Origin of the sequence: Shinella sp. HY16, assembly GCF_028534175.1 — a bacterium.
Taxonomy (GTDB): domain Bacteria; phylum Pseudomonadota; class Alphaproteobacteria; order Rhizobiales; family Rhizobiaceae; genus Shinella.
Genome location: NZ_JAHYXL010000003.1, coordinates 499,309 through 525,187 on the forward strand (window position 1 = coordinate 499,309; position 25,879 = coordinate 525,187).

Here is a 25,879-nt window from a genome sequence, read left to right on the forward strand (position 1 = left end):
TGGTGACAGGACCGGCCGGCGCCCGGTTGTTTCTATTCGATGCCCATTGCGCGCTTGTGTTCCGCGACCTCGGCCAACAACCAGTCCTGGAAAAGGCGCGTGCCGGGTTTGTTGCCGATGCTGCGCCGTTGCTGCAGGTAGTAGCCGGCCGGATAGGCATGGCGGGCGGCGAACGGGGCGACCAGCTTGCCCTGGCGCAAGAGATCCTGCGCCATGATCGTGTCGGCGAGCGCGATGCCCGCGCCGTTCATCGCCTCGCGCATGATCAGCGTGCAGTCATGCAGCGTCGAGCCTGACGGGGGACGGGCATCGGCGATACCCTCCCGCTCCAGCCATTGCTTCCAGCGCGTGGTCTCGCATTCGTGGATCAGGTGATGGTGCACCAGATCGGCGGGCGAGCGCAGCGGGATCGGGCCTTCGAGCACGGAGGGTGCACAGACCGGCGTCAGCAGCAGCGGCACCATCATCGTCAGGGCCGGGCCGGCCTTGTAGACGAACTCGTCGACGATGGCGAAATCGACATTGGTCCGCTTGCCGGAGGTGGAGATTTCGAGATCGACGGTCGGATGCTGGCGCCGGAAGACCGGCAGGCGATCCGCCAGCCAGAGATTGAGGAAGGTCGGCTCGCACATCAGCTTGACGCGCCGGGCCTTGCTGCCGCGCGGCTCGTCGTAGAAGCTGACATCCTCCGTCGCTCGCCAGATCGCCTCGAAGGCCTCCGAGAGGCTGCGCGCATAGTAGGACCCGCGCATGGTCGGCGTCACCTGCCGGAAGCCGCGCTCGAAGAGGTCCTGGCCAAGGGTCTTTTCCAGCGTGCGGATGTGCCGGCTGACGGCCGAGGGCGTCAGATGCAGTTCTTCCGCTGCATCCTTGATGCTGCCGAGGCGGGCGGCGGCCTCGAATGCGCGCATGCCGTTGAGGGAGGGTAAAGCCATAAAATCAGCATGGATTATCACCTGAGTTTTTGTCAATCGATGTGGACGAAATTGACGCTTGAACCTTCACCCGTACCGATTTGAGATAGGGTCCTAAGTCGCCATGGGGAAACGGTTATTCGGCCTCTGGCACCATCTCGCCTTCAGCGGTGGTCGGCTTGTGGCGTAACCGTCATGGTTCGGGTCGGCAGCAAGCCGTTCCCGGGCAGGCGGTGTCGGCTGCGGCGATCACCGGCGCTGCAACAGGAAGTACGCCCAGATGCCCCAATCGCCCGCACCGGTCTTCGAAGCGGCAGACGATATATCCGTCGAAAGCTCCGTCATCGTGATCCTGCACGCAGCCGGGCAGGCACTCGGCGCGCGTGCAGCCGTGCTGGATGCGGCCATGGGCGGCATTCTCTCGCGGGCCTGTTCTGCTGAACCGGCGCTTTGCGAAAGCGGTGCCGTCGTCGATCTCGTTCCGCCACCCACTGTATCGACGCGGCGTGTCATCGTCCTGTCCCTCGGCAAGGCGGAGAGCCTGACGGCGCTTGCCCTTTCGGCAGCCGGCGGGAAGCTTGCCGCGCATCTGGAAGAGAAGGACGAGGCCGAGGCGACGATCCTCCTCGACCGGATCGACGGCGCGCCGCTTTCAGCGGCGGAGATCCTGGCGCGCATCGCCCTCGGGCTGCGGCTGCGGCGCTACCGTTTCGACCTTCGCAACAGGAAGCCGGTGGCCGAGGTTGACACTGTCTGGCGGCTGCGGCTGGTCGGCGCACAGAAAGCTGCCCTGGATGCGGCGCTTGTCCGTGCCAATGCCGTGGCTGATGGCGTCGAATATGCCCGCACGCTGGTCAATCTGCCGCCGAACCATCTGCATCCCGACAGTTTTGCCGCGCATCTGGAGCCGCTGCGCGAGGCCGGCATCGACGTCGAAGTGCTCGATGCCGCCGCGCTGAAGGAACTTGGCGCAGACGCGCTGCTTGCGGTCGGCGCGGGGTCGGTGCGGCCACCGCGGCTCGCGGTGCTGCGCTATCGCGGCGAAGGCTCGGGCGACCAGCCGCTCGCCTTCGTCGGCAAGGGCGTCTGTTTCGATTCCGGCGGGCTCTGCATCAAGGGCGGCGCGCAGATGTTCGACATGAAGGCCGACATGGCCGGGGCGGCGGCGGTCGTCGGCCTGCTCCTGTCGCTCGCCCGGCAGAAGAGCCCGGTGCATGCCGTCGGTGTGCTCGGCATTGCCGAAAACCTCCCGTCCGGCCATTCGCTAAAGCCGCGCGAGATCATTCCCACTCTCTCCGGCCAGACTGTCGAAGTCTTCGACACGGACGCGGAGGGGCGCCTGATCCTCGCCGACTGTCTCTATTATACGGCGACGCGTTTCGAGCCCTCCGTCATCGTCGATCTCGCGACGCTGACCTATTCGGTGATGCGCGGCCTCGGCTCGATCTTTGCCGGCCTGTTCAGCGCCGACGACACGGTTGCCGCCGAAATGATCGCTGCCGGCGAAACGGTCGGCGAGCGTTTCTGGCGCATGCCGCTCGACCGGGCCTATGACGAGGGTCTTAAATCGCCATTGGCGGACCTGCGCCATCACGCCAAGGACATGGAAGATGGCGACGCGCCCTATGCTGCGGCTTTCCTGCGCCATTTCACCGAGGATCGCCCCTGGGTGCATCTCGACATCGCCGGCAAGGAACTGGCGGGCGAGGACCGGCCGCTCGGCCGGCAAGGGGCGACGGCCTTTGGCGTGCAGATGCTGGAAGAGTGGGTTCAGGCCAGTCGGAAAGGCGCTTGAATGTCCGGGAAAGGAATGGGAATGTCGGCGACGATCAACAGCACCGAGGGGCGGGCGCAGTTCAGGGGGTACGAAACCTGGTATCGCATCAGCGGTGACCTCGCTGGCGACAAGCTGCCAGTGGTGATCCTGCACGGCGGGCCGGGCGTTGCGCACAACTATGTCGACGCCTACAAGCTGCTTGCCCGTGACGGCCGGGCCGTCATCCACTACGACCAACTCGGATGCGGCAACTCCACCCTCCTGCCGGGGAAGGGCGCGGACTTCTGGACGCCGCAGCTCTTCATCGACGAACTGGAAAACCTCGTCGACCACCTCGGCATCCGGGGTGGGTTCCATGTGCTCGGCCAGAGCTGGGGCGGCATGCTGGGCGCCGAATACGCAGTGCTGCGCCCGAAGGGACTTGCCTCGCTGACCATCGCCAATTCACCCGCCTCCATGACGCTCTGGGTCGCGGAGGCGAACCGGCTGCGCGCCGACCTGCCTGCGGACGTGCAGGACACGTTGACGCGGCACGAGGCGGCGGGCACGACGGACCATCCTGATTACCAGGCGGCAACGATGGCCTTCTACGAACGGCATGTCTGTCGCGTCGTGCCGTTCCCGCCGGAGGTGACGGCGAGCTTCGAGCAGGCCGCGCGCAACCCGACCGTCTACACGCTGATGAACGGGCCGAACGAATTCCACGTCATCGGCACGCTGAAGACCTGGAGCATCATCGACCGCCTGCCGGCCATCGACACGCCGACGCTGATCCTCTCCGGGCGCCATGACGAAGCCACGCCTGCGACCGTGCAGCCCTTCAAGGACGGTATCAAGGGTGCGCGGTGGGAGATATTCGAGCATTCCAGCCACATGCCGCATGTCGAGGAACAGGACGACTGCATGCGGGTGGTGGGAGATTTTCTCAATCAGCATGACAGGTAGAAACAGAGAGAAAAGGGGATCGAACATGAAGAAACTGCTTCTGACGGCATCGGCCGTCGCACTCATCGCCGGCGCATCGCTGGCCCCGGCCAAGGCCGAATACCTTCAGGAACACCGCGGTGGCACCATGCGGCTGCTCGCCCGCTCGGCGGCCGGTACGCTCGACCCGCACATCAACTACACCTCCCAGGGCTGGCAGATGTACCAGCCGATCTATGACGGCCTCGTCACCTTCCGCAAGGCCGAGGGCATGGACGGCTTCACCGTCGTTGCCGATCTCGCCGAGGCGCTGCCGGAGGTGAGCAACGACGGCAAGACCTTCGCCTTCAAGCTGCGCAAGGGCATCAAGTTCTCCACCGGCCAGGAAGTCGGCGTGAAGGATGTGGTCGCCTCGTTCCAGCGCATCTTCAAGGTCTCCGGCCCGACCTCCGGTACCTTCTACGCAGGCATCGTCGGCGCCGACAAATGCCTTGCCGACACCAAGAGCTGCACGCTGGAAGGCGGCGTGGTGGGGGACGAAGCCGCCGGCACGATCACCATCAACCTGACGAAGCCGGACGCCGAATTCCTCTACAAGCTCGCCCTGCCGCATGCCGTGACGTTGCCGGCGGATACGCCCGCCGAGGACATGGGTTCCGTGCCGATCCCGAGCACCGGTCCCTATACGATCTCCGCCTTCGACCCCAACAAGGGCATGACCGTCACGCGCAACCCGCACTTCAAGCAGTGGAGCGAGGACGCCCAGCCCGACGGTTATCCCGATGTCGTGCAGTACGATTTCGGCCTTTCCGAAGAGGCTGCAGTGACGGCGATCCAGAACGGCGAGGCCGACTGGATGTTCGATTCCCTGCCGAGCGACCGTCTTGCCGAAGTCGGCACCAAATATATGGAGCAGCTGCACATCGCGCCGCTTTCGGCCTGGTGGTACGCGCCGCTCAACACACGCCTTGCCCCCTTCGACAATCTGAAGGCCCGCCAGGCCGTTTCCTTCGCGATCGACCGCAACACGCTGGTAAAACTCTTCGGCGGCAAGGTTCTCGCTTCGCCGGTCTGCCAGATCTTGCCGCCGGACTTCCCCGGCCATGTGGACTACTGCCCCTACACGAAGGACCCGGGCGCGAAGTGGTCGGCACCTGATGTCGAGAAGGCCAAGCAGCTTGTCGAGGAGTCGGGCACCAAGGGCCAGAAGGTCACCGTCATCGTCGAGGACACGGCCGTTTCGCGCTCCATCGGCGTCTATCTGCAGAGCGTCCTGACCAGCATCGGTTACGTTGCCGACGTCAAACCGATCTCCGCCAACATCCAGTTCACCTATATCCAGAACACCAACAACAAGGTGCAGATGTCGGTGAGCCAGTGGTATAAGGACTACCCGGCGGCATCCAACTTCCTGAACATCCTGTTCGGCTGCGCCTCCTTCCGCGAAGGCTCGGATGCCTCGATCAACATCGCGGGCTTCTGCAACAAGGATATCGATGCCAAGATGCAGAAGGCGATGGACCTCGGCGTCACCGACCAGGCGGCCGCCGATGCGCTGTGGAGCGAGATCGACAAGGAGGTCACCGACCAGGCGCCGGCGATCGGTCTCTTCACGCCGAAGCGGCTCGATTTCGTCAGCAAGCGCGTCGGTAACTTCAAGTTCAACCGCCAGTTCGACTGGATGATCACCCAGTCGTGGGTACAGTAAGACCCGGCGGAGGAAAGCTGCGTGTCGAATGAAGTCGTTGCCGTGCAGCGCGGGACGCGAGGGCCTTGGGCCCTCGCTTTCGTGCGTTTGAGGCGCAACAGGGCCGCCATCGCGTCCCTGGCGGTGTTTCTGCTCATCGTCCTTTCCTGTCTCAGCGCGCCGCTCTATGCGCGCTGGGCGGGCGTGGATCCGTTCACCTCGACGCTCGATGCCGTCATCATGGTCGACGGCGTCGAGGTTCCGGTCATGGAGGCCTCGACGGAGGGGCTCGGGCTCGGCTATACGCCGATCGGCCCCACCTGGGAGCTCGGCAACTACTTCCTTGGCGCGGACAGCCAGGGCCGTGACGTCATGGCGCGCCTGCTCTACGGCGGGCTCAACTCGCTGATGATCGCGGCGGCCGCCACGGTCTTCACGCTGATCGTCGGAACTGCAGCCGGGCTCGTCGCCGGCTATTTCGGTGGCGTCACCGACACGATCCTGTCGCGCCTGCTCGACATCCTCTGGGCCTTCCCGATCTATCTGCTGGCGATCTCTCTTTCCATCGTGACCATCACCGCCGGAATCTCGATCGGGCCGATCCTCATTGAGTCCGGGTCGCTATGGCTACCGGTCATCATCATCGGCATCGTCTATGTGCCCTATGTAGCCCGTCCCATCCGCGGCCAGGTGCTTTCGCTGCGCAACAGCGAATTCGTGCTTGCCGCCATCAATCTCGGCGTGCCCGGCTGGCGCATCCTGCTGCGCGATATCCAGCCGAACATCACGACCACGCTCATCGTCTTCGTGCCGCTGATGATGGCGCTGAACATGCTGACGGAATCGGCGCTCTCGTTCCTGTCGATCGGCGTGCAGCCGCCAGCGGCAAGTTGGGGCACCATCATCCAGGACGGGCAGGCGCTGCTCTATACCCGCCCGCTCGTGGCGCTTGCGCCGGGCCTTACGATTGCCCTGTCCGTCATGGTTCTCAACGTTTTCGGCGACGGCCTGCGCGATGCGCTGGATCCGCGCTCGAAGGTCCGGCTGGGGCGCACCTGATGATCTACGCCATCCTTCGCCGCTTCGGTCAGATGCTGTTCGTGATGTTCGGCATCTCGGTCATCGTCTTCCTGATCTTCTTCGCCACGCCCGGTTCCGATCCCGCCGCACGCATTGCCGGGCGCAATGCCTCACCCGAGGTGCTGGAAGCGGTGCGTCACTCCTTCGGTTTCGACCGGCCGCTCTACGTGCAGTACGGCCTGATGATGCAGAAGATCTTCATCACCGGCGACCTTACCTCCTTCGTCAACCGCGGCTGGAAGGTCGTTCCCGCCGTCTTCGACGCCATCCCCGTCACGCTGTCGCTGGTCTTCGGCGCGGCCTTCCTCTGGGTGGTCGTCTCCGTCGCCATCGGCATCATCGCCGCGGCGACACGCGACAGCTGGCTCGACAAGCTCCTGATGGCGCTCGGCCTCATCGGCATCTCCATGCCGGTGTACTGGCTGGGCGAGGTGATGAACCTCATCACCCAGAGCCGCTATCACGATACCTGGCTGTTCTCCTGGGTGCCGCCGCTCGGCTACAAGCCGCTGACGAGCGATCCGAAGGGCTGGTTCCTCACCCTCGTCATTCCGTGGATCACGCTCGCCGTGCTCTATATCGGTATCTACGGGCGCGTGCTGCGCGCGGCGATCATCGAATCCATGCAGGAGGATTTCGTCCGCACCGCCCGGGCCAAGGGCCTGTCGGAGACGCGCATCCTGCTGCGCCACGGGCTGCGGACCTCGCTGATCTCCTTCGTCACCCTGTTCGGCCTCGATTTCGGCGCGCTGGTCGGCGGTTCGGCGCTTCTCACCGAAGTGGTCTTCGGCCTCAACGGCATTGGCAAGCTCACCTATGACGCGATGCAGAATCTCGACCTGCCGATGATCATGGCGACGGTGATGTATGCCTCGATGTTCGTGGTCATCGCCAATGCGGTGGTCGATTTCGTCTATATCCTTCTCGATCCCCGCGTGAGGACGTCATGATGCTTTCCGTGCGCGACCTCAGGGTGTCGTTCCGCACCGAAGACGGCCTGGTGCGGGCCATCGACGGCGTTTCCTTCGATCTCGACGAGGGCGAGATTCTCGGCGTCGTCGGCGAATCGGGTTCGGGCAAAACCGTCTCGCTTCTGGCGGTGATGGGGCTCATCACCGATCCCAACGCCACGATCGAGGGCTCCATCCGCTACAAGGGCCGCGAGCTTGTCGGCCTGCCGGCGCGAGAACTCCGGCGCCTGCGCGGCCGGGAGATCGCCATGATCTTCCAGGATCCGATGACCGCTCTGACGCCGGTCTATACGATCGGCTGGCAGATTGCCGAGCAGATCCGCGCCCATGAGGCTATCAGCAAGGCAAAGGCGCTGGAGCGGGTGGAGGCGCTGCTTGCCGAGGTGAACTTCCCCAATCCGCGCGAAGCGATGTCGCGCTATCCGCACCAGCTTTCCGGCGGGATGCGCCAGCGCGCGGTGATCGCCATGGCGCTCTCCTGCAATCCGGCCCTGCTCGTCGCCGACGAGCCGACCACGGCGCTCGACGTCACCGTGCAGGCCGGCATTCTCGATCTTGTGCGCAAGCTGCGGGCCACCCACAACTCCGCCGTCGTCTTCATCACGCATGACATGGGCGTGGTCTCCGAGCTCGCCGACCGGGTGATGGTGATGTATGCCGGCCGGGTGGTGGAGCGCGGCAACCGTGCTGCGTTGTTCTCCGATCCGCGCCACCCCTATACGCGAGCCCTGCTCGGCTCGATCCCGCCGCTGAACGGCGAGAAGCCCCACCGCCTGCCGGCCATTCCCGGCTCACCGCCCTCGCTGCTGCGCCTGCCGCGGGGCTGCGCCTTCGGCCCGCGCTGTCCGCTGCGCTACGAGCCCTGCCTCACCGAGAAACCTGTCCTTCCAGCCGGCCTACACGCGGCGGCGTGCCTCCGGGAGGTGCAAGCATGAGCACTGCAATGACAGACACCGAACAGCCGATCCTCGAAACCCGCGCGCTCGGAAAGCGCTTTTCGATCGGCACGCGGTTTTCCGCGGAGGGACGACGGACGGTACACGCAGTCGACAACGTCTCGCTGACGGTCCGGCGCGGGGAGACGCTCGGCCTTGTCGGGGAGTCGGGATGCGGCAAGTCCACATTGGCGCGCTGTCTGGTGCGGCTTTACGAGGTCTCCGACGGCAAGCTCCTGTTCGAGGGCGAGGACATCACCGCCCGGTCGCTGCGGGAGCTGCGCCCGTTGCGTCGCCGCCTGCAGATGGTTTTCCAGGATCCGTCCGCCTCGCTGAACCCGCGCCGGCGCGTCGGCGATCTCGTCGCCGAGCCGCTGCGTATCCACACGAAACTCTCCTCTAGCGAGATCGACAAGCGGGTTGCAGAACTTTTCGACATCGTCGGCCTCCTGCCGGACCATGTCGGGCGCTATCCGCACGAATTCTCCGGCGGCCAGCGCCAGCGTGTCGGTATCGCACGCGCCATCGCCCTCAATCCCGATCTCGTCGTGCTGGATGAACCTGTTTCCGCACTCGACGTCTCGGTACAGGCGCAGATCGTCAACCTGCTTGCCGATCTCCAGGAAAAGCTTGGCCTCACCTATATCTTCATTGCCCATGACCTCTCGGTGGTGCGCCAGGTCTCGACCCGCATCGCGGTCATGTATCTGGGGTCCGTCGTCGAGGAGGGACCTGCCGAGGAGGTCTTCTCTGCGCCGGCCCACCCCTACAGCCAGGCGCTGATCTCGGCGGTTCCGATCGTCGAGACGACGCCGAGCGGCGCGCGCAGGCGCATCCTCCTTACCGGCGACGTGCCAAGTCCGCTCAACCCACCCTCCGGCTGCCGTTTCCATCCACGCTGTCCGATCGCGAAGGACCGCTGCCGGACGGAGCGACCCGAGGCGCAGGCGCATGGCAATGGCCGTAAGGTGGCCTGCCATTTTCCGACGCTGTGAGGCTTGGGCAGGACGGGTTTTTTCTGTTCTGTCCAGCATCGTGATGCTTCGTTGTCGGCGTTGCTGTCGTGCGCCGTGGCATGCTGCAGAAGGACGCACCCTCTTGAATTTGCCGCATTGAACGGCCAAGTGCAGGCTATGACTATGGAAACGCCCGCCAGAATTTCGAGGTTTCGCGATCAAGCGCGCTCCCTGACCCGGAGCCGGCTGTCTTGATCCTGTAACGCCGCCGCAAATCCCGCCGCTCCGGGAACCCCACAATCCAACAGTGCGGTTCATGTCGTTCGCCCTTGTGGCGTTCCGATGGAGCGTTTCCATGTCCACGTCTCATTCCCTGAAAACCTGCCTCACCTGCGACCGGCGCCTGCCGCGCGCAGCCAGCCGTTGCCCCTGGTGCAAGGCGCCCATTCTCGTCCGCTCTGCCTGCGGCGTCCGCCACGGGCCCGGCGTGGCGGTCTTCTTCCTGCGCAGCGAGGGGAGGGCATGATGAGAGGCAAGGCACGCACCAGCGTTCCCGCCCCCGAGGCCGGTCACTGCGATGAACTGCAGCAGGTCGGGGTGCTCCCCTGGCGCCTGCGGCGCGATGGCGAGCCGAAGATGTTGCTCATCACTTCGCGCCGGCGCGGGCGGTGGATCGTGCCCAAGGGATGGCCGATGAAAGGGCGATCGGCGGCGGCCGCGGCCTCCCGTGAGGCCTTTGAGGAGGCTGGCATCATCGGCGATATCTCTCCTTCGCCTGTGACCTCCTATCGCTACTGGAAGGCACTGGATGACGGCTCGGAGGTTTCCTGCCGCGTCACGGTGTTCGGCATGAAGGTGCGCGGCACGCTGAGCCATTGGCGCGAGAAGGGGCAAAGGCAGCGGCGCTGGTTTTCCCTCACCGCGGCGGCCGAACGTCTCGACGACACGGAGCTTGCCGCCTTCGTGCGGTCGCTCGACGCCTCCTCGGAAGCGCTGCGGTCGCTCGGTCCACTTGCCGGGTGGACGTACCCGCCCGGCGAGCCGCAGACCGGCGAACGGTGAGGGAGCCGATGGTTTCGCTCCGTCTCGCCCGCCGCCGTGGTTCCTCACGCCCTATCCGCAGGATCGGCGCCGACTGCTGAGAGCCTGGCGCTGCAAACTGCAAATGCAAGCGCGGCGCCAGGATTTCGCTTTCCGACCCGAGATCAAAACCTGCGGAGCAAGGCCGGACGCGTCGTCGTGCCGCCGCCCTGCCCCTGTTCAGAAAGAGCCTGATATGAGCTTTCGATATAGCCACACCTTCCCCATCAGCGGTCCGAACAAGCTGCCCCGTTTCAGGCAGTGGGCGGCGGAAAACCTGCCGGGCATCGCTTTCTCCCTGCCGCCGCAGGTTCCGGTGAAGAGCACGGCCCTGACGGTGCGCCTGCAATCCATCGAGGATCGCGCTGTGCTGACAGAGAAGCTGGCGGGCGCAGGCTTCAAGTGACGTGAGGCGCGGCGAACGATTGCCTTTACCGTCCGGTAAACATCTGCTGACACAAAGATGTGGTACCGGCATGGTGGCGTCGTTCGCCGCATCTCCTCCTCGAACGCCCCGATCACATCGATTTCCCCACGATACCAGCGATTTTCGGACCAGACATATGGTAAAGGCCCTCGTTTCCAACCAGCGTTATGCAGTGTTCTTCCTTGTCGGGGTGGCTGCATTCGCCTCCCTCGGCGGCGCGCTGCTCTATAGCGGCTGGCTGTTCCTCGTCGCCGCGGCCTGCGGTGCGTTGTTCCTGCTCGGCATTCACGATCTGCGCCAGCACAGGCACGCGATCCTGCGCAACTATCCGGTGGTCGGGCATCTGCGCTTCCTCTTGGAGAGCATCCGGCCGGAAATCCGCCAGTACATCATCGAAAGCGACAATGACGCAGTCCCGTTCAACCGGCAGGACCGCGGCCTCGTCTATCAGCGCGCCAAGGGGGTTGAGGACAAGCGGCCGTTCGGCACGATCGAGAATGTCTACGGTTCCGGCTATGCTTGGCTCACCCATTCCGCGACGCCGGTCGCCATTGCGGATACGGACTTCCGCGTGCGCGTCGGTGGGCCGGCCTGCCGGCAGCCCTATGAAGCCAGCCTCTACAACATCTCGGCCATGAGCTTCGGTTCGCTCTCGGGCAATGCCATCCTCGCCCTCAACACCGGCGCGCGCAAGGGCGGCTTCGCGCATGATACGGGGGAGGGCAGCATCAGCCGCTACCACCGGCAGGGCGGGGGCGATCTGATCTATCAGGTCGCATCCGGCTATTTCGGCTGCCGCGGCGAGAATGGCCGCTTTTCGCCTGAAAAATTCGCCCAGCTTTCTGCCGATCCCCAGATCAAGATGATCGAGATCAAGCTGAGCCAGGGGGCAAAGCCCGGCCATGGCGGCATGCTGCCGGCCTCGAAGATCTCGCCGGAAATCGCGGAGGCCCGTGGCATTCCGATGGGTATCGACTGCATTTCACCGGCTGCGCACAGCACATTCTCGACCCCGATCGGCCTGATGCGGTTCGTCGGGCAGCTGCGTGAGCTCTCCGGCGGAAAGCCGGTCGGCTTCAAGCTGTGCATCGGTCATCGCCGTGAGTTCATGAGCATGGTCAAGGCCATGCTTCAAACGGGCATCGTTCCCGATTTCATCGTGGTCGACGGTGCGGAGGGCGGAACGGGCGCCGCCCCGGTGGAGTTCGCAAACCGCGTCGGGATGCCGATGCTCGAGGGGTTGACCTTCGTGCACAACACGCTGCGCGGCGCAGGCATCCGCAACCAGGTCCGCATCGGCGCGGCGGGCAAGATCGTCTCCGCCTTCGACATTGCCCGCACGCTGGCCCTTGGCGCGGACTGGTGCAACGCCGCGCGCGGCTTCATGTTTGCCATCGGCTGCATCCAGGCGCAGTCCTGTCACACCAATCGCTGTCCGGTCGGCATCGCCACCCAGGACCCCGTGCGTCAGCGCGCGATCGATCTTGGCGACAAGAGCGACCGCGTCGCGCGGTTCCATCGCAATACCATGCATGCGCTGGGCGAGATCGCCGGTGCCGCCGGCCTTGGCGATCCGAGCGATTTCATGCCTTACCACTTCATGTTCCGGCAGAAGGACAACGAGTTCCTCGACGGCAACGAGGCCTATCCCTATCTGCCCGAGGGCTTTCTCGTCTCCGGCTCGGAAATTCCGGAACTGGCCGACTGGCACGACCGCTGGGACCGTGCCAGCGCCGAAAGCTTCGCCCCGCCGGAAATCCCCCACGGGCCGTTCCGCAAGCGCAAGGCCGCTTGACGGTTACAGCGCCCCGGATACGCCGGGGCGCTGCCTGGTATTTGTGTTCCATAATTAAGCTTATGTGATCGTTTGCCGGTCTCTTAGGGCTCGGACTCATCAGCCGGAATGAACCGCAACACGCCCGCAAGGCTTGGGCCGATTCCGGCTGGCCTGTCGGATGGATGCGAGACGCCGTCGTTGACTGGAATTTCAGAAAAATCGAAGGGGCTGATGCCCTCGAGGCAGGCGACGTTGACACCGTATTGCTCAGGGTTGGAGCGGCGCTGGTGGTGGGTATAGATGCCGCAGCGTGCGCAGAAATAGTGTTTCGCTGTCTTCGTGTTGAACTGGTAGAGGGTAAGCAGCTCCTCGCCCTCCTCGATGGCGATGTCGGAGAGATTGGCGGAAACCGCGATGGCGCCGCGCATGCGGCAATAGGAACAGGAGCAACGGCGTGCGCTGTGCAGCCCATTTGCAAGGCGAACCCGGAAGCGGACGGAGCCGCAGTGGCAGGCGCCGCCGATGGTGTCGATATCCTTGTCGAGGGGATTTTCTCCGTGCGCCATTGGGGCCTCCTTCGACGATCGGTCCCGCCCGCTTACAGCGTCTGTGGCGCGATGAACTGGTAATAGGCCCAGACAAGGACGATCACCGCGAGAACGGCTATCCAGATGAGGCCCTTTTTCGGTTGCGGCGCCTTCGGAGTGTTCTTGTTTTCCTGCTGCGGCTTCCGGCGTTCGAATTTCAGAACATTGTTGTCGTTCATGGCATCCTCCGGTGCGCGGGCTTGGCAGTCGCCGAGAGCTTTACCGGCGATCTGCCCCTTTCTGCAAGCGCTCACCAAAGAAGAATACCGGTCGGGTTGTCGTGGAAACCCCGGTGCCGTCAACTCGCCTTCCGCGCGGCGCCCATCTGTTCGAAATGCATCTGCCCGAGATGGCCCGTGCCGTCGCGGATGTCGGCGGCGATGGCCGCCTTGAGCGCGTCGGGATTGCGCGCGACGATGGCAGCGAGCGCTTCGGCGTGGCGGTCGATCTGGTAGGTGGCGGAAAGGGTTTCGCCCGCCCGGCGCATGAAGGGCGCAAGGCGCAGCCAGAGGGATTCGATCAGCGGCAGCATCACCGTGCCCGGCCGGGCCTCGTAGAGGCAGCGGTGGAAATCGAAATTCGCCTCCACGAGGCGGCCGAAATCGCGCCGTGCCAGTGCCTCGTCGGCCTGCTGGTCGAAGGCGCGCAGGCGCGCGAGTCGGGCCTCATCGATGAAGGGCATGGCGCGTTCGGCGGCGCGGGTTTCGAGCGCGATGCGGGCCTCCAGCACCTCTTCGAAGCGCTGCGGATCAATGTCCGGCACGCGGACGCGGCGATTATCGAGCAGTTCCAGCGCGCCGTCGGCAACCAGCCTGTGCAGCGCCTCGCGCACCGGCATGGCGCTGACGCCGAGGGATTCGGCCAGGCCGTTGATCGTCACCGGATCGCCCGGCTCGAACTGGCCCGTCATGACGGCCCGCCGCAGCACGCGGTAGACCCATTGCTTGGCGGATTCGGACGCTTCGCGACCGGCAGCAACCAGCATGCGGAAACCCTCCCCTCTGTCGACCCGGCCTCTGCCGGCTTATCGTCTCTGGGCTGAATTCTGCGACCCTTGCACGCAAGGCGGATAAAATCGCAAAGCTCAAAATCACCCTTTACAGATTTGATCAAATTATGATTTGTTGTGATCATAAGCAAGATAAGCCTATCACATAAGAACCGCGATCAGCGGTCGGACAGAGGACAGCCGGCGCTTTGGGCGGAGCACGCTCGGGCGGCCGGACGATAAACGGGGAACCGATGACTGAGACCCGAACGACCGCGGCCCATGGCGGTGCCATCGGCATGCATGGCATCAAGAAATGGTTCGGCAATTTCCAGGCCGTCGACAATGTGACGCTGGATATCCGGTCGAATGAATTCTTCACCCTTCTCGGCCCTTCCGGCTGCGGCAAGACTACGCTCCTGCGTATGATCGCCGGCTTCGAGCTGCCGACCGAAGGACAGGTCCTGCTCGATGGCGTGGATATTTCCAGCCTTCTGCCGAACCAGCGGCCCGTCAACACGGTCTTCCAGAACTATGCCCTCTTCCCGCACCTGACGGTGGCCGAGAACATCGGTTTCGGCCTCAAGATGCTGGGCAAGCCTCGCTCGGAAATCGACAGCGTCGTCAAGGACATGCTGAAGCTTGTCCATCTGGATGGGCGAGGCGACAATCCGGTCACCCAGCTTTCCGGCGGCCAGCAGCAGCGCGTGGCGCTCGCCCGGGCTCTCGCGCCGCAACCGAAGGTGCTGCTGCTCGATGAACCGCTTTCCGCGCTCGACCTGAAACTGCGCAAGTCCATGCAGATGGAGCTGAAGCGCCTCCAGACCGAAACCGGCATCACCTTCGTCTTCGTCACGCACGACCAGGAGGAAGCGCTCACCATGTCCGATCGCATCGCCGTCATGTCGACGGGCACGGTGCGCCAGGTGGGCTCGCCCTGGGATATCTACGACCGTCCGGCCGAACGTTTCGTGGCCGACTTCATCGGCGAGACGAATTTCCTTTCGGCCGAGGTCGTTGCGGTTTCCGGCGACCGGGCCCGCGTGCGGCTCTCCTCCGGCGCGGAGATCCCGGCGACCTTCCCGGCCGACCTGACGCCCGGCGGCAAGGTGACTGTTGTCGTCCGTCCCGAACATGCCCAGGTCGCAGCCCCCTCGCCGTCTTCGGTGTTGCGCGGCACCATCCACGAAATCGTCTATCTCGGCACGGACACGCATTTCCACATTCGCCTCGAGGACGGCACGACCTTCACCGTGCGCCAGCAGAATGCCCGCAGCGGGTCCTGCGGCTTTTCGAAGGACGAGGTGGTCGGCATCAGCCTCAGCGACGACGTCGCCCAGATCTTGAGGGATTGACGATGAGCGGCGCACAGCAGGCCGCTCTCGCGGCGCAGAAAAAGGACATCCGCTCCCGCTGGCTGCTCAGCACGCCGGCCCTGCTCATCATCTTCTTTGCGGCCGTCGGCCCGCTGCTCGTGATGCTGCTCTACTCCTTCATGGCGAAGGGCGACTACGGCGACGTCAAGTTCGGGGAGTTCTCGCTCGACGGCTGGGTCTCGGTCTTCTTCCAGCGCGACATATTCGACGATACGCTCGGGCTTGCGGATGCGCATCTGTCGATTATCTGGCGCTCGCTCCAGCTGTCGTTCTTCACGACGCTCCTCACCCTGATCCTCGGCTTTCCGACCGCTTACTTCATCGCGACGCGCCCGGCGCATACCCGTGAGATCTGGGTCTTCCTGGTGACGATCCCGTTCTGGACCAACCTTCTGATCCGCACTTTCGCCATGCAGCAGGTCATCCGCAACGAAGGTCTGCTCAACAACGCCCTGATCTGGCTCGGCGTGATCGATTCCCCCCTGCAGATCATGTACACGGACACCGCCAACCTGCTCGGCATGACCTATGTCTACCTGCCGCTCATGGTGCTGCCGCTCTATGCCTCGATCGAGAAGCTCGATTTCCGGCTGGTGGAGGCGGGCTACGATCTCTATGCGAGCCGCCTGCAGGTCCTGCGCGGCATCGTGATCCCGCTGGTGAAGCCCGGCATCATCGCCGGCTCCATCCTCGTCTTCATTCCCTCGCTCGGTGCCTACGTCATTCCGCGCGTGCTCGGCGGCGGCAAGAACATGATGCTCGGCAACCTCATCGAGATGCAGTTCGGATCGGGCCGCAACTGGCCGCTCGGCGCCGCCATGTCTATCACCCTGATGGCGCTGGTGATGGTTGCGCTGATCTTCTACGTGCGCAATGCCTCGCGGGGAGGTTCGAGCCATGTTTAAATCGCATTTCGACATCCGCTCGCAGCCTGGTTTCGGGCTCATCACCCTCTTCACCTTTTTTGCGCTTTACCTGCCGATCGCCGCGCTGGTCATCTACTCCTTCAACGGGGCGGAATCCCTGTCGCGCTGGGATGGTTTCTCGGCACGCTGGTTCGTCGCCGCCTGGCAGAACGCGGCCGTTCAGGACGCGGCCATCCGCTCGCTGATCATCGCGGTCTGGGCCGCTCTCCTTGCCACGATCGCCGCCACCATGGCGGCTCTCGCGACGACGCGCACGACGCCCTATCGCGGCCTCACCTTCAAGTATGCGCTCATCAACCAGCCGCTGATGGTACCGGAGATCGTGACAGCCGTGGCGCTGCTCATCGTCTTCTCGCGCATCAAGGTCTGGACCGGCTATTCGGGGCTCGGCTACCTGATCGTCGCACATACCGCCTTCTGCATTCCCTTCGCCTACCTGCCCATCCGTGCCCGGCTGGAGAGCATGGACCTGACGCTGGAGCGGGCGGCGGCCGACCTTTATGCCTCGCGCTGGCAGACCTTCCGGCATGTGACCCTGCCGCTGCTGCGCCCGGCGGTCATCGCTGGCTTCATGTTGTCCTTCGTCATCTCCCTGGATGACGTCGTCATCACGGAATTCGTGAAATCCGGTGGTCAGGATACCCTGCCGACCTACATGCTGGGACAGCTCCGGCGCGAGACGACACCCGAGATCAATGCCATCGCCACGGTCTTCCTGGCGCTTTCGACGGCACTCGTCGTGATCTTCTTCTTCATCAACCGAAAAAAACAGTAATCATCTCGACGAACAAACGACAGAGAGGAACAGAGAATGAAAATGAAATGGATGACGACGACCGCGACGGCGGCCATTGCCATGCTGGCGACGGCAGGTGCCGCCTCGGCAGCGGGCGAGCTCAATATCTACAACTGGGGTGACTATACCAACCCGGAGCTGATCAAGAAGTTCGAGGCGAAGTTCGACGTCAAAGTGACGGTCACGGACTATGATTCGAACGACACGGCACTTGCCAAGGTCCGCGCCGGCGGCCACGGCTTCGACATCGTCGTACCGTCGGCGAACTACGTGCAGATCTGGGTCAAGGAAGGCCTGCTGCAGGAAGCCCGTCCGGACCAGATGGAGAACTTCAAGAATGTCGATACGCGCTGGGTCGACGTGCCGTGGGATCCGGGCCGTCACTACACCGTTCCGTGGCAGTGGGGCCTGACCGGCATTGGCGTCAACGCTTCCGTCTACAAGGGCGACATCAACACCTCGGCGATCTTCCTGGATCCGCCGGCGGAACTTGCCGGCAAGATCAACGTCGCGCCGGAAATGAACGACGTGCTCTTCGCCACCATCAAGTACTTCGGCGGCGAATGGTGCACGATGGACAAGGACGTGCTGCGCAAGGTCCGCGACAAGCTCGTCGAGGCGAAGACGAAATGGCTCGCCATGGACTACAGCGTGACCGAGAAGCTGCCGGCCGGCGACTATGCCGCCGTCTACTACTGGAACGGCGCCATCATGCGCTCGCGCCTGAAGAACGCCGACATCAAGTTCGGTTACCCGAAGGAAGGTTTCCCCTACTTCATGGACAGCGTCGCGCTGCTGAAGGATGCGAAGAACACCGAGAATGCCAAGCTGTTCATGAACTTCATCATGGATCCGGAAAACGCGGCCCTGATCTCCGCCTTCGCCAAGTATTCCAACGGCATCAAGGGTTCCGAAAAGTTCCTGCCGGCGGAAATGCAGAATGCACCGGAACTGGTCGTGCCGGCTGAATTCGAGCCTGCAGGCCAATTCCTTGCAAGCTGCGAACCGGATGTGCAGCAGCTCTACACGAAGATCTGGACCGAACTGCAGAAGTAAGCGGCAAGGCTGCGAAAACCGAGGACAGCTGGACGCGGGAAGGCTTTGCGCCTTCCCGCGCTTCGGTTGGATATGTCATGATCAAGACGTTCAAGGACGAGCACGGCTTTGCCCGTGCGGATGTTACACTCGCCAACTGGCGCACTGCCCCCTATAGCCGCTGGACCTTCCAGAATGTCCGCGATCTCGTGCCGACGGCGGTGATTGCGGCAGAGGTGCCGGCCGCCGAAGCGCCGCTTCCCAGCGACGCCTTTCTCGATGCGGCGATGGAGACAGGCCTAGCCGGTGCCGCGAGCGCCCGCGCCTTCCTCGACTTCGCCCATACAGACGCCTTCGTAATGATGCGCCGGGGCGAGATCGTTGCTGAATATTACGCACCGCATGCCGATCCGGATGCGCCGCACCTTGTCTTCTCCATCTCGAAGTCGCTGACGGCCGTCGTCTCCGGCATCCTGGAGGCGGACGGACTGATCGATCCCGACCGGCCGGTGACGGATTACCTGCCGGAGGCCAAGGGCAGCGTCTATGGCGACTGCACCTATCGCGACGTGCTCGACATGCGCGTCAGCCTGGATTTCGAGGAAGCCTATCTCGACCCGCACGGCGCCTTCGCGCGCTATCGCCGCGCCATGCTCTGGAACCCGCCGGAGCCGAACATTGCGCCGGAAACGCTCGCCTCCTTCCTCGTAACCCTCGAGAAGGCCGAGCGGCCGCATGGCGGGCCGTTCTACTATGCCTCGCCGAATGCCGATCTCCTCGGCGTCGTCATCGAGCGCGTCACCGGCGCTCGTTTTGCCGACCTCACCTCCGATCTTCTCTGGAAGCCGATGGGTGCCAAGGGCAATGCCAACATCACGGTGGACGCGATCGGCACGCCGCGCACCGCGGGCGGCGTTTCCATGACGGCGCGCGACCTTGCCCGTCTTGGTGAACTGCTGCGGAACCACGGCGTGCGCAACGGCCGGCAGATCGTGCCGGAAGGCTGGATCCGCGACATGCAGGAGAACGGCGACCGGGAGGCCTGGCAGCAGGGCCGCAATGTCGACCTGCCGAACGGGCGCTACCGCAGCCAGTGGTACCAGTCGGGTGAAGCCGACGGTGCCTTCTGCGCGATCGGTATCCACGGCCAGTGGCTCTATGTCGATCCGAGCACCGAGACCGTCATCGTCAAGCTCTCCTCCCAGCCGGAGCCGCTGGGCGACGAGGAGAACCAGGACAATTTCACGTTCTTCCGGGCGCTTTGCCGCCGGGCAATCTGAACGCATTTCAAGGATACGCCATGCAGACGGAAGCGAGCTTTATCATCCGCAATGCGCGGGTGCTGACCATGGATGCGGCGAACCCGCGGGCGAATGCGGTCGCCATTGCCGGAAACCGCATCCTGGCCGTCGGCTCCGAAGCGGAGATCGATGCCTTTTCGGGGCCCGACACCCATGTGATCGACGCCAAGGGCGGGACTGTCCTGCCCGGCTTCAACGAAGCGCACATGCACATTTTCGGCGGTTCGGCCGAACTCACCGAATTGTCGCTGGCCGGCGTCAAGGGATTTGACGCCCTCGAAAAGGCCGTGAAAGGCTATGCCGCCGACTATCCGGAGCGCCAGCTCCTCATCGCGCAGCAGGCGGACTACACGATCCTCTCTGACGACGAGCGCATGACGCGGCATCATCTCGACCGGATCCTGCCCGACCGCGCGCTCCTGATCGTCGCGCCCGACCACCACACCGCCTGGGCCAATACGACGGCGCTCAGGATGGGCGGCATCCTGGAGGGGCGGGATGTCGGCGTCGGCAACGAGATCGTCATGGCCGACGATGGCCTCGCGATCGGTGAACTGCGCGAGAGCAACGCCATCCGCCCCGTTTCCGCCTTCGGCGAGACCGGCGGGCGCGAAATGCTCGGTGTCGGCACCGGCGGCGACCCGGAGCATGTGACGGCAGAAGAGCGTGCCGGCGATATCGAGGTCATCAAGCGGGGCCTTGCCTATGTGGCTTCGCTCGGCATTACCTCGCTGCAGAACATGGACGGCAGCCTCTACCAGCTTGAAATGCTCGATGAGATCGAGCGTACGGTGGGTCTGCCGGTGCGCGTGCGCATGCCCTTCCACATGAAGAATTTCATGCCGCTCTCGGATCTCGAGACGAAGGCGGCCGCGTGGCGTGACCGCTTCAACACCGATCGCCTGCGCTGCGATTTCGTCAAGCTCTTCATGGACGGCGTGACGGAATCGGGCACCGCCGTCTTCATCGACGACTATGCACACCAGCCTGGCTGGAAGGGCGACCCGCTGTTCTCGCAGGAACACTTCGACAGCATCGCGATTGCCGCCGACAAGCTGGGCCTGCCGGTGGCGGTTCACGCCATCGGCGACGGCGCCGTGCGCATGGTGCTTGATGGCTACGAGGCCGCCATCAAGGCGAACGGCAAGCGCGACAGCCGCAACCGCATCGAGCATATCGAGGTCGTGCATCCCGAAGATATCGGGCGTTTCAAGGAACTCGGCACCGTCGCCTCGATGCAGCCGACCCATCCGCCGGGCAGCGCCGGCCTGCCGGTCGAGCCCTACCTCTCCTACATCGGCGAAGACCGCTGGCCCTATGCTTTCGCCTGGCGCACGCTGGTCGATGCCGGGGCGGAGATCGTCTTCGCCACGGATTGGCCGGTTTCCCCGCTTGACCCGATGAACTGCATCGAATGCGCCATGACGCGTGGTCTCTGGAAGGAGGGCCTGAAGGACGAACGGCTCTCGCTGGCCGAGACGCTGGCCGCCTATACGAAGAATGGCGCTTGGGTCGAGTTCATGGAAGACCGCAAGGGCATGCTGAAGGCGGGCTATCTCGCGGATGTCGTCGTGCTCTCGGACAATGTCGAGGCGGCGGAGCACGGGAAACTCGCTGCGATCCGCCCTGTCACGACGATTTGCGACGGTCGCATCACCTTTCAGGCCTGAGCGGAGGGCGGCCGTGAAAGGCTCTATCCGCTAGGGGAAATCTGTGCGATAGGCCGGGCGATCATTCGTCCGGTCTTTCCATGTATCTCGCCGAAATCCTTGCCCTTTGCGCCGCCATCTGCATTGCGATGAGCAGCATGCTCGTCAGCGAATTGCGCGGCCGCCTACCGCTTCTCGATCTTGCGCGCCTGCAGATGGGCACCGCCTTTTTCATGACGGCCGCCGTATCCCTCGCCGTCGGTGGCTGGCGCACGATAGGGCTCTGGCAGCTCGGTTTTCTTGCCGTTTCCAGCCTTTTCGGCATCATCATCGCGAGCACGACCTATTTTGCGGCGATCTATACCGCCGGCCCTCGCACCACGGCCCTGCTCTTCTCGCTCACCGCACCCTTTGCCGTCCTGTTCGGTTACCTTTTCCTCGGGGAAACGATAGACGGCCAGCAAGGAGCCGGTATCGCTTGCGTTCTCCTGGGGATTTTGCTCGCGATCGGTGCTCGGGGTACGGCGAAATCCAAAGGAACCGAGCGGATCTCGTGGCTCGGTATCGTACTGGGCGTCGTTACGGCGCTTGGCCAGGCGATCGGAAGCCTTGCTGCTCGTCCCGCGATGGCGGCCGGGGCCGAACCCTTCACGGCAATGGCCGTGCGCTCCGGGATTGCGGCCCTGTTCTTCCTGCTTCTCATGGCGGTTCCACATCCGGCGGTAAAGCCGGCGGCGCAGATCGGAAAAAGGTCGCTGAGCCTTGCGGTCGGCTCTGCCTTTTTCGGTGTGGGCCTGGGCATGTCGCTGCTGATGGCCGCCTTGGCACATGGCAGCGTCGGCATCGTCTCGACGCTGTCATCGATGACGCCGGTCGTGATCCTGCCCATGATCTGGGCCCGCACCGGCGCCGTGCCGCCGCCGCTGGCATGGCTGGGCGCGGCGCTGGCGGTCGCCGGAACGGCTCTGATCAGCCTTTAGGCGGTTCAGCCCTGACGGCCAAGATCGATGAGGTAGGTGTTTTCCGCGCGCGACTTCGCGTAATCCTCGGGGCGGATTTCCGCGAAGAGCAGGGTTTCGCCCTCTGCCGGCGCTTCGGCGAGCAGCTTGCCGTCGGGCGCTGCGATGCGTGACAGGCCGGCATAGGTGAAATGGTCGTCGGCGCCGCAATGGTTGATATAGGCGACGAAGACCTGGTTCTCGAAGGCGCGCACCTGGATCATGTGATTGGCGATGAAGGTGCCGGACGAGCCCTTCGGCAACGCCGTGGGCACGAGGACGAGATCGGCGCCGGCGAGCGCGAGACGCCGGACGTTTTCCGGAAACTCCACGTCGTAGCAGATCAGCATGCCGAGCCGGATGCCGCCGAGCTCCACCATGACGGAGGCAGGTGCGGCGGTGCGGAAGGCGGCGCGTTCGTAGTCGCCATAGAGATGAGACTTGCGGTAGACGGCGTTGGTACCGATGCCATCGGTAAAGAGCGCGCTGTTGTAGACATGCGTGCCGTCCTGTTCGGCAAAGCCCGCGACGATGGCAAGGGCGTTGTCGCGGGCGATCGCGCCGAGGCGCGTGGCAACGTCACCCGTTGCGGGGGATGCGAGACGGCCGAAGGCCACCTCCCCTGCCCCATAGCCGGGAACGGCAAGTTCCGGCACGACGAGCAGCCTGGCACCGCCGGCTGCCGCATCGGCGGCAGCTGCCGCGATGCGCTCGATATTGGCCTCGGCGTCGCCGGCAATGGCGTGCATCTGGAGGGCGGCGATCCGCATGCGGGCTCCTGTTCGTTGTGGCCTTCCGGCAGCAAGCGTCCCGCTCCTGACGGGCCGGCAGAGCGTTGTCGCTTGTCTTCGAACCGCGAAAACGCCCTAACCTGTTGTCTTTCGTATTCCCGGACGGAGGATCGGTTCCCGCCTTCCGGGCGTACTCTCGATCCTTGTTTTTACCGCATTATCCGATGCCGAAGCGATTTCCCTTCGGCTGGAAATGCTCTAGTCCCGCGACGACATGGCGCCGAGCAGCTTCGGCAGGTCGCCGAAGCGGGCGACGAGACCGAAGATGGTGGCGGCGATGGCGACGAAGAGGATGGTGACCGAGGCCATCGTCGGCGTATAGCCGTAGCGCAGGGCGTTGAAGATCTTGATCGGCAGTGTTTCCATCGTGAAACCGATCGTCATGTAGGCAACGATATATTCGTTGAGCGACAGGACGAAGGCGAAGGCATAGCCGGAGATCAGATAGGGCAGGATGAGCGGCAGGACCACCGTGCGGAAGATCGTGCGGTCGTCGGCGCCCATCGTGGCGGCTGCTTCCACCAGCGAACGGTCGATGGAAGAGAAGCCGAGCGAGAGCGTGACCAGCGGCAGCGTCACGAAGAAGATCGCATGGCTGATGACGGCCGTCGCGGGCTGGCCGTAGAAGCCGGTCGTCGCCCAGAAGGTGAGAAGGCCGAGCGCGGTGATGACCGGCGGCAGCGTGAAGGGCGCGACGCCGAGCAGCTGGAAGATGTTTGCCCAGGGCGCGTGGCGGCGCCAGAGGAACCAGGCGAGCGGCAGGGCGATGGCGAGTGCGACGGCCGCCGAGAGGGCCGCGAGCGTTATCGAGGCGAAGAGTGCGTTGCGCCATTCGACATTGGTGAAGATTTCGCCGTACCAGCCGAGCGAAAAGCCCTGCGGCGGGAAGGCGAGCGTCTGCTTCTCGTTGACCGAGACACCGGCCACCACGATGATCGGCAGCGAGAGAAAGAGGCCGATAAGGCCGAAATAGACCTTCTGCAGAAGCGCGTTCATGCGGCTTCTCCCTTGCGACCGGCATAGACCGTGAGTGCGACGAGGCCGAGCGTGACGAGCACGAGGAACACGGCCATGGCGGCGGCGAACGGCATGTTGGACTGGTAGATCGCCTGGTCGGTGATGAGCACCGAGAGCGTCCAGTGCTGCGGCCTGCCGAGGATCTGCGGCAGGAGGTAGGAGCCGAGCGCGAAGATGAACACCATGATCAGCGTCGCGACGATGGTGTTCCTGAGTGCCGGCACGACCACGGTGAAGAAGGATTTTACCGGCGAGGCACCAAGCGTGCGCGCGGCCTCCGTCAGGGTGGGGTCGAGCCGCACCAGCGCGGGATAGAGCACGAGCACGGTATAGGGCAGCGCCTGGTAGGTCATGGCGGTCAAGACCGCGCCGAAGCTCGGGTTGAGGGCCACCGCCTCGTTCATGATGCCGAGCATCACGAGCAGATTGGTAATACCGGCGGTGCGCGAGAAGAGGGTCGACCAGGCAAAGCCGATGATGACTTCCGACAGTGACAGGATGGAGAGCAGCGCCACCAGCCAGAGCACCTGCGTCTTTCGCCGGGCGCGTGAGAGCAGATATGTGAAGGGGACGGCGAGCACCACACAGCAGATGGCGACCGTAATCGCCAGGAACAGCGAGAAGCCGAGCACCTTGCCGAAGAACAGGCTCAGGAAGCGGGCATAGTTGTCGAAGACGAAATCGGGCGAGTAGAACCCCGCCGGGTCGCGGCGGAAGAAGGAGACGGCGATCATCGTCGCGAAGGGCACGACGAAGAAGACGATCAGCATGCCCGCGGGAAAGAACAGCGGGCCGTAGTCGGAAAACTTCTGCGGGGCCTCGCGTCTCATGACTTCAGCACCACGCAATCGCCGGGGTTGAGCTGGATGCCGACGGTCTGGCCGACGGCAACGTCTGGCCGGGCATTCGGCATGGAGACGGCGACGACCTGCTTGCCGGCCGCCTCGACGAAGGTCTCGATCGTGCCGCCGAGATCGCGCACGAAGGTGACGGTCCCCGTGATCGGGGCGTTGCCGGCGGCGGTGAGGTGCACGTCTTCCGGGCGCACCGAGATGATGCCGGACTTGAGGCCCGCCGGGATGGAAAGGCCGGGCACCTGCGCGCCGAGCACGTTGGCGCCGGCGCCGCCGGCGGAGAAGTCGATGAGGTTGGTCATGCCGATGAAGTCGGCGACGAAGGTGTCGGCCGGGCGGCGGTAGATTTCGACGGGCGCGGCGGCCTGGCGGATTTCACCGCCGCTCATCACGACGACCGTGTCGGCCATGGTCATGGCCTCGCGCTGGTCGTGGGTGACGACGATGGTGGTGATGCCGAGACGTTGCTGCAGCTGGCGCAGTTCCACCTGCATGGCCTCGCGCAGCTTCGCATCGAGCGCGGAGAGCGGTTCGTCGAGCAGGAAGAGTTTCGGCGAGATGGCGAGCGCGCGGGCGATCGCGACGCGCTGGCGCTGGCCGCCGGAGAGCTTTGCGACCGGGCGGTCCGCGTAGCCTGTAAGGTGGATCATCGCGAGCAGCTCGTCGACGCGTTTCTTCTGCTCTTCCTTGCCGACGCCGCGGATGCGCAGCGAATAGGCGATGTTCTCGCCGACCGTCAGGTGCGGGAAAAGTGCCAGCGACTGGAAGACCATGCCGAGCTCCCGCTTGTGGGTCGGCACGTTGGTAATGTCCTTGCCGTCGAGCTTGATGGCGCCGCTCGTCGGAAGATCGAGGCCGGCGACCATGCGCATCAGGGTCGTCTTGCCGCAACCGGACGGGCCGAGAAGGCAGACGAAGGTGCCGTGCGGAACCGTCAGCTCGACATTCTTGACGGCCGTGAAGGTACCAAACTGCTTGACGATATTCTGGAGGGTCAATCCGGACATTGGAGCTCCGCTCGGCGCTGACGGTT

At 64.2% G+C, this 25,879-nt stretch carries 26 protein-coding genes; 18 read left to right on the top strand and 8 right to left on the bottom strand.

Features of this window, described 5'->3' with window-relative positions:
* Positions 1 to 32: 32 nt before the first annotated feature.
* The gene (locus tag K0P03_RS28710) at positions 33 to 935 is read right to left on the bottom strand and encodes a LysR family transcriptional regulator (RefSeq protein WP_023514497.1); all 903 of its coding nucleotides are present in this window, start codon (positions 933 to 935) and stop codon (positions 33 to 35) included.
* 259 nt (positions 936 to 1,194) lie between these two features.
* Between K0P03_RS28710 and K0P03_RS28715 the strand changes: the two genes are divergently transcribed.
* From K0P03_RS28715 to K0P03_RS28765, 11 genes are all read left to right on the top strand, one after another.
* Complete coding sequence (locus tag K0P03_RS28715) at positions 1,195 to 2,709, top strand: leucyl aminopeptidase (RefSeq protein WP_050744645.1); 1,515 nt, start codon at positions 1,195 to 1,197, stop codon at positions 2,707 to 2,709.
* 21 nt (positions 2,710 to 2,730) lie between these two features.
* Positions 2,731 to 3,636: a proline iminopeptidase-family hydrolase gene (locus K0P03_RS28720; protein ID WP_050744646.1), complete on the top strand. Its 906-nt coding sequence runs from the start codon at positions 2,731 to 2,733 to the stop codon at positions 3,634 to 3,636.
* A gap of 25 nt (positions 3,637 to 3,661) precedes the next feature.
* Positions 3,662 to 5,323 carry an ABC transporter substrate-binding protein gene (locus K0P03_RS28725; protein WP_050744647.1) on the top strand — a complete coding sequence of 554 codons (1,662 nt, stop codon included), beginning with the start codon at positions 3,662 to 3,664 and terminating at the stop codon, positions 5,321 to 5,323.
* 21 nt (positions 5,324 to 5,344) lie between these two features.
* Positions 5,345 to 6,361 (top strand): ABC transporter permease, encoded by a 1,017-nt coding sequence (locus K0P03_RS28730; RefSeq protein ID WP_272791361.1) that lies wholly within the window; start codon positions 5,345 to 5,347, stop codon positions 6,359 to 6,361.
* Complete coding sequence (locus K0P03_RS28735; protein ID WP_050744648.1) at positions 6,361 to 7,332, top strand: ABC transporter permease; 972 nt, start codon at positions 6,361 to 6,363, stop codon at positions 7,330 to 7,332. The genes K0P03_RS28730 and K0P03_RS28735 overlap by 1 nt, the downstream gene beginning before the upstream one ends.
* Positions 7,329 to 8,288 carry an ABC transporter ATP-binding protein gene (locus K0P03_RS28740; RefSeq protein WP_272791362.1) on the top strand — a complete coding sequence of 320 codons (960 nt, stop codon included), beginning with the start codon at positions 7,329 to 7,331 and terminating at the stop codon, positions 8,286 to 8,288. The genes K0P03_RS28735 and K0P03_RS28740 overlap by 4 nt, the downstream gene beginning before the upstream one ends.
* An 8-nt stretch (positions 8,289 to 8,296) precedes the next feature.
* Entirely contained in the window at positions 8,297 to 9,283 is a 987-nt protein-coding gene (locus K0P03_RS28745) for an ABC transporter ATP-binding protein (RefSeq protein ID WP_037409682.1), read from the top strand.
* Positions 9,284 to 9,599: 316 nt separating this feature from the next.
* The gene (locus K0P03_RS28750) at positions 9,600 to 9,770 is read left to right on the top strand and encodes a hypothetical protein (RefSeq protein WP_272791363.1); all 171 of its coding nucleotides are present in this window, start codon (positions 9,600 to 9,602) and stop codon (positions 9,768 to 9,770) included.
* Positions 9,767 to 10,306 carry an NUDIX hydrolase gene (locus K0P03_RS28755; protein ID WP_336314304.1) on the top strand — a complete coding sequence of 180 codons (540 nt, stop codon included), beginning with the start codon at positions 9,767 to 9,769 and terminating at the stop codon, positions 10,304 to 10,306. Before K0P03_RS28750 ends, K0P03_RS28755 begins: the two co-directional genes overlap by 4 nt.
* A gap of 214 nt (positions 10,307 to 10,520) precedes the next feature.
* Entirely contained in the window at positions 10,521 to 10,730 is a 210-nt protein-coding gene (locus K0P03_RS28760; RefSeq protein ID WP_023514507.1) for a hypothetical protein, read from the top strand.
* A 157-nt stretch (positions 10,731 to 10,887) separates the two neighbouring features.
* Positions 10,888 to 12,546 (top strand): FMN-binding glutamate synthase family protein, encoded by a 1,659-nt coding sequence (locus tag K0P03_RS28765; RefSeq protein ID WP_272791364.1) that lies wholly within the window; start codon positions 10,888 to 10,890, stop codon positions 12,544 to 12,546.
* An 83-nt stretch (positions 12,547 to 12,629) separates the two neighbouring features.
* Here K0P03_RS28765 and K0P03_RS28770 read toward each other — a convergent pair whose 3' ends face one another.
* The 3 genes from K0P03_RS28770 to K0P03_RS28780 all read right to left on the bottom strand — a co-directional run bounded on the left by K0P03_RS28770 (position 12,630) and on the right by K0P03_RS28780 (position 14,100).
* Positions 12,630 to 13,094 (bottom strand): GFA family protein, encoded by a 465-nt coding sequence (locus K0P03_RS28770; RefSeq protein WP_272791365.1) that lies wholly within the window; start codon positions 13,092 to 13,094, stop codon positions 12,630 to 12,632.
* 32 nt (positions 13,095 to 13,126) lie between these two features.
* Positions 13,127 to 13,294: a hypothetical protein gene (locus tag K0P03_RS28775; RefSeq protein WP_023514510.1), complete on the bottom strand. Its 168-nt coding sequence runs from the start codon at positions 13,292 to 13,294 to the stop codon at positions 13,127 to 13,129.
* Positions 13,295 to 13,413: 119 nt separating this feature from the next.
* Complete coding sequence (locus K0P03_RS28780) at positions 13,414 to 14,100, bottom strand: GntR family transcriptional regulator (protein ID WP_023514511.1); 687 nt, start codon at positions 14,098 to 14,100, stop codon at positions 13,414 to 13,416.
* A gap of 257 nt (positions 14,101 to 14,357) precedes the next feature.
* On the opposite strand from K0P03_RS28780, the gene K0P03_RS28785 reads away from it, so the two are divergent.
* From K0P03_RS28785 to K0P03_RS28815, 7 genes are all read left to right on the top strand, one after another.
* Entirely contained in the window at positions 14,358 to 15,458 is a 1,101-nt protein-coding gene (locus K0P03_RS28785; protein WP_050744652.1) for an ABC transporter ATP-binding protein, read from the top strand.
* A gap of 2 nt (positions 15,459 to 15,460) precedes the next feature.
* Positions 15,461 to 16,384 carry an ABC transporter permease gene (locus K0P03_RS28790; RefSeq protein WP_023514513.1) on the top strand — a complete coding sequence of 308 codons (924 nt, stop codon included), beginning with the start codon at positions 15,461 to 15,463 and terminating at the stop codon, positions 16,382 to 16,384.
* On the top strand, positions 16,377 to 17,180 hold the full coding sequence (locus tag K0P03_RS28795) for an ABC transporter permease (protein WP_023514514.1): 804 nt from the start codon (positions 16,377 to 16,379) through the stop codon (positions 17,178 to 17,180). Before K0P03_RS28790 ends, K0P03_RS28795 begins: the two co-directional genes overlap by 8 nt.
* 42 nt (positions 17,181 to 17,222) lie before the next feature.
* On the top strand, positions 17,223 to 18,257 hold the full coding sequence (locus K0P03_RS28800; RefSeq protein ID WP_037409688.1) for an extracellular solute-binding protein: 1,035 nt from the start codon (positions 17,223 to 17,225) through the stop codon (positions 18,255 to 18,257).
* A gap of 77 nt (positions 18,258 to 18,334) precedes the next feature.
* The gene (locus K0P03_RS28805) at positions 18,335 to 19,516 is read left to right on the top strand and encodes a serine hydrolase domain-containing protein (RefSeq protein WP_050744653.1); all 1,182 of its coding nucleotides are present in this window, start codon (positions 18,335 to 18,337) and stop codon (positions 19,514 to 19,516) included.
* 20 nt (positions 19,517 to 19,536) lie between these two features.
* Positions 19,537 to 21,207 carry an amidohydrolase gene (locus K0P03_RS28810; protein WP_130514270.1) on the top strand — a complete coding sequence of 557 codons (1,671 nt, stop codon included), beginning with the start codon at positions 19,537 to 19,539 and terminating at the stop codon, positions 21,205 to 21,207.
* A gap of 80 nt (positions 21,208 to 21,287) precedes the next feature.
* Entirely contained in the window at positions 21,288 to 22,166 is an 879-nt protein-coding gene (locus K0P03_RS28815; protein WP_272791366.1) for a DMT family transporter, read from the top strand.
* Positions 22,167 to 22,171: 5 nt separating this feature from the next.
* On the opposite strand, the gene K0P03_RS28820 is transcribed toward K0P03_RS28815, so the two are convergent.
* The 4 genes from K0P03_RS28820 to K0P03_RS28835 all read right to left on the bottom strand — a co-directional run bounded on the left by K0P03_RS28820 (position 22,172) and on the right by K0P03_RS28835 (position 25,853).
* Positions 22,172 to 22,954 (bottom strand): carbon-nitrogen hydrolase family protein, encoded by a 783-nt coding sequence (locus K0P03_RS28820; RefSeq protein ID WP_272791367.1) that lies wholly within the window; start codon positions 22,952 to 22,954, stop codon positions 22,172 to 22,174.
* A gap of 219 nt (positions 22,955 to 23,173) precedes the next feature.
* A complete protein-coding gene (locus K0P03_RS28825; protein ID WP_023515373.1) occupies positions 23,174 to 23,971 on the bottom strand; it encodes an ABC transporter permease in 798 nt (265 codons plus the stop codon).
* The gene (locus K0P03_RS28830) at positions 23,968 to 24,822 is read right to left on the bottom strand and encodes an ABC transporter permease (protein ID WP_023515374.1); all 855 of its coding nucleotides are present in this window, start codon (positions 24,820 to 24,822) and stop codon (positions 23,968 to 23,970) included. Before K0P03_RS28830 ends, K0P03_RS28825 begins: the two co-directional genes overlap by 4 nt.
* The gene (locus K0P03_RS28835) at positions 24,819 to 25,853 is read right to left on the bottom strand and encodes an ABC transporter ATP-binding protein (RefSeq protein WP_272791368.1); all 1,035 of its coding nucleotides are present in this window, start codon (positions 25,851 to 25,853) and stop codon (positions 24,819 to 24,821) included. Before K0P03_RS28835 ends, K0P03_RS28830 begins: the two co-directional genes overlap by 4 nt.
* Positions 25,854 to 25,879 lie beyond the last annotated feature (26 nt).

Coding starts and splice junctions, on each gene's coding strand:
- K0P03_RS28750 (WP_272791363.1), top strand. CDS start 9,600: ATGTCCACGTCTCATTCCCTGAAAACCTGCCTCACCTGCGACCGGCGC.
- K0P03_RS28740 (WP_272791362.1), top strand. CDS start 7,329: ATGATGCTTTCCGTGCGCGACCTCAGGGTGTCGTTCCGCACCGAAGAC.
- K0P03_RS28710 (WP_023514497.1), bottom strand. CDS start 935: ATGGCTTTACCCTCCCTCAACGGCATGCGCGCATTCGAGGCCGCCGCC.
- K0P03_RS28760 (WP_023514507.1), top strand. CDS start 10,521: ATGAGCTTTCGATATAGCCACACCTTCCCCATCAGCGGTCCGAACAAG.
- K0P03_RS28765 (WP_272791364.1), top strand. CDS start 10,888: ATGGTAAAGGCCCTCGTTTCCAACCAGCGTTATGCAGTGTTCTTCCTT.
- K0P03_RS28815 (WP_272791366.1), top strand. CDS start 21,288: ATGTATCTCGCCGAAATCCTTGCCCTTTGCGCCGCCATCTGCATTGCG.
- K0P03_RS28795 (WP_023514514.1), top strand. CDS start 16,377: ATGTTTAAATCGCATTTCGACATCCGCTCGCAGCCTGGTTTCGGGCTC.
- K0P03_RS28805 (WP_050744653.1), top strand. CDS start 18,335: ATGATCAAGACGTTCAAGGACGAGCACGGCTTTGCCCGTGCGGATGTT.
- K0P03_RS28810 (WP_130514270.1), top strand. CDS start 19,537: ATGCAGACGGAAGCGAGCTTTATCATCCGCAATGCGCGGGTGCTGACC.
- K0P03_RS28725 (WP_050744647.1), top strand. CDS start 3,662: ATGAAGAAACTGCTTCTGACGGCATCGGCCGTCGCACTCATCGCCGGC.
- K0P03_RS28835 (WP_272791368.1), bottom strand. CDS start 25,853: ATGTCCGGATTGACCCTCCAGAATATCGTCAAGCAGTTTGGTACCTTC.
- K0P03_RS28800 (WP_037409688.1), top strand. CDS start 17,223: ATGAAATGGATGACGACGACCGCGACGGCGGCCATTGCCATGCTGGCG.
- K0P03_RS28720 (WP_050744646.1), top strand. CDS start 2,731: ATGTCGGCGACGATCAACAGCACCGAGGGGCGGGCGCAGTTCAGGGGG.
- K0P03_RS28820 (WP_272791367.1), bottom strand. CDS start 22,954: ATGCGGATCGCCGCCCTCCAGATGCACGCCATTGCCGGCGACGCCGAG.
- K0P03_RS28770 (WP_272791365.1), bottom strand. CDS start 13,094: ATGGCGCACGGAGAAAATCCCCTCGACAAGGATATCGACACCATCGGC.
- K0P03_RS28715 (WP_050744645.1), top strand. CDS start 1,195: ATGCCCCAATCGCCCGCACCGGTCTTCGAAGCGGCAGACGATATATCC.
- K0P03_RS28735 (WP_050744648.1), top strand. CDS start 6,361: ATGATCTACGCCATCCTTCGCCGCTTCGGTCAGATGCTGTTCGTGATG.
- K0P03_RS28780 (WP_023514511.1), bottom strand. CDS start 14,100: ATGCTGGTTGCTGCCGGTCGCGAAGCGTCCGAATCCGCCAAGCAATGG.
- K0P03_RS28755 (WP_336314304.1), top strand. CDS start 9,767: ATGATGAGAGGCAAGGCACGCACCAGCGTTCCCGCCCCCGAGGCCGGT.
- K0P03_RS28830 (WP_023515374.1), bottom strand. CDS start 24,822: ATGAGACGCGAGGCCCCGCAGAAGTTTTCCGACTACGGCCCGCTGTTC.
- K0P03_RS28785 (WP_050744652.1), top strand. CDS start 14,358: ATGACTGAGACCCGAACGACCGCGGCCCATGGCGGTGCCATCGGCATG.
- K0P03_RS28745 (WP_037409682.1), top strand. CDS start 8,297: ATGACAGACACCGAACAGCCGATCCTCGAAACCCGCGCGCTCGGAAAG.
- K0P03_RS28775 (WP_023514510.1), bottom strand. CDS start 13,294: ATGAACGACAACAATGTTCTGAAATTCGAACGCCGGAAGCCGCAGCAG.
- K0P03_RS28825 (WP_023515373.1), bottom strand. CDS start 23,971: ATGAACGCGCTTCTGCAGAAGGTCTATTTCGGCCTTATCGGCCTCTTT.
- K0P03_RS28790 (WP_023514513.1), top strand. CDS start 15,461: ATGAGCGGCGCACAGCAGGCCGCTCTCGCGGCGCAGAAAAAGGACATC.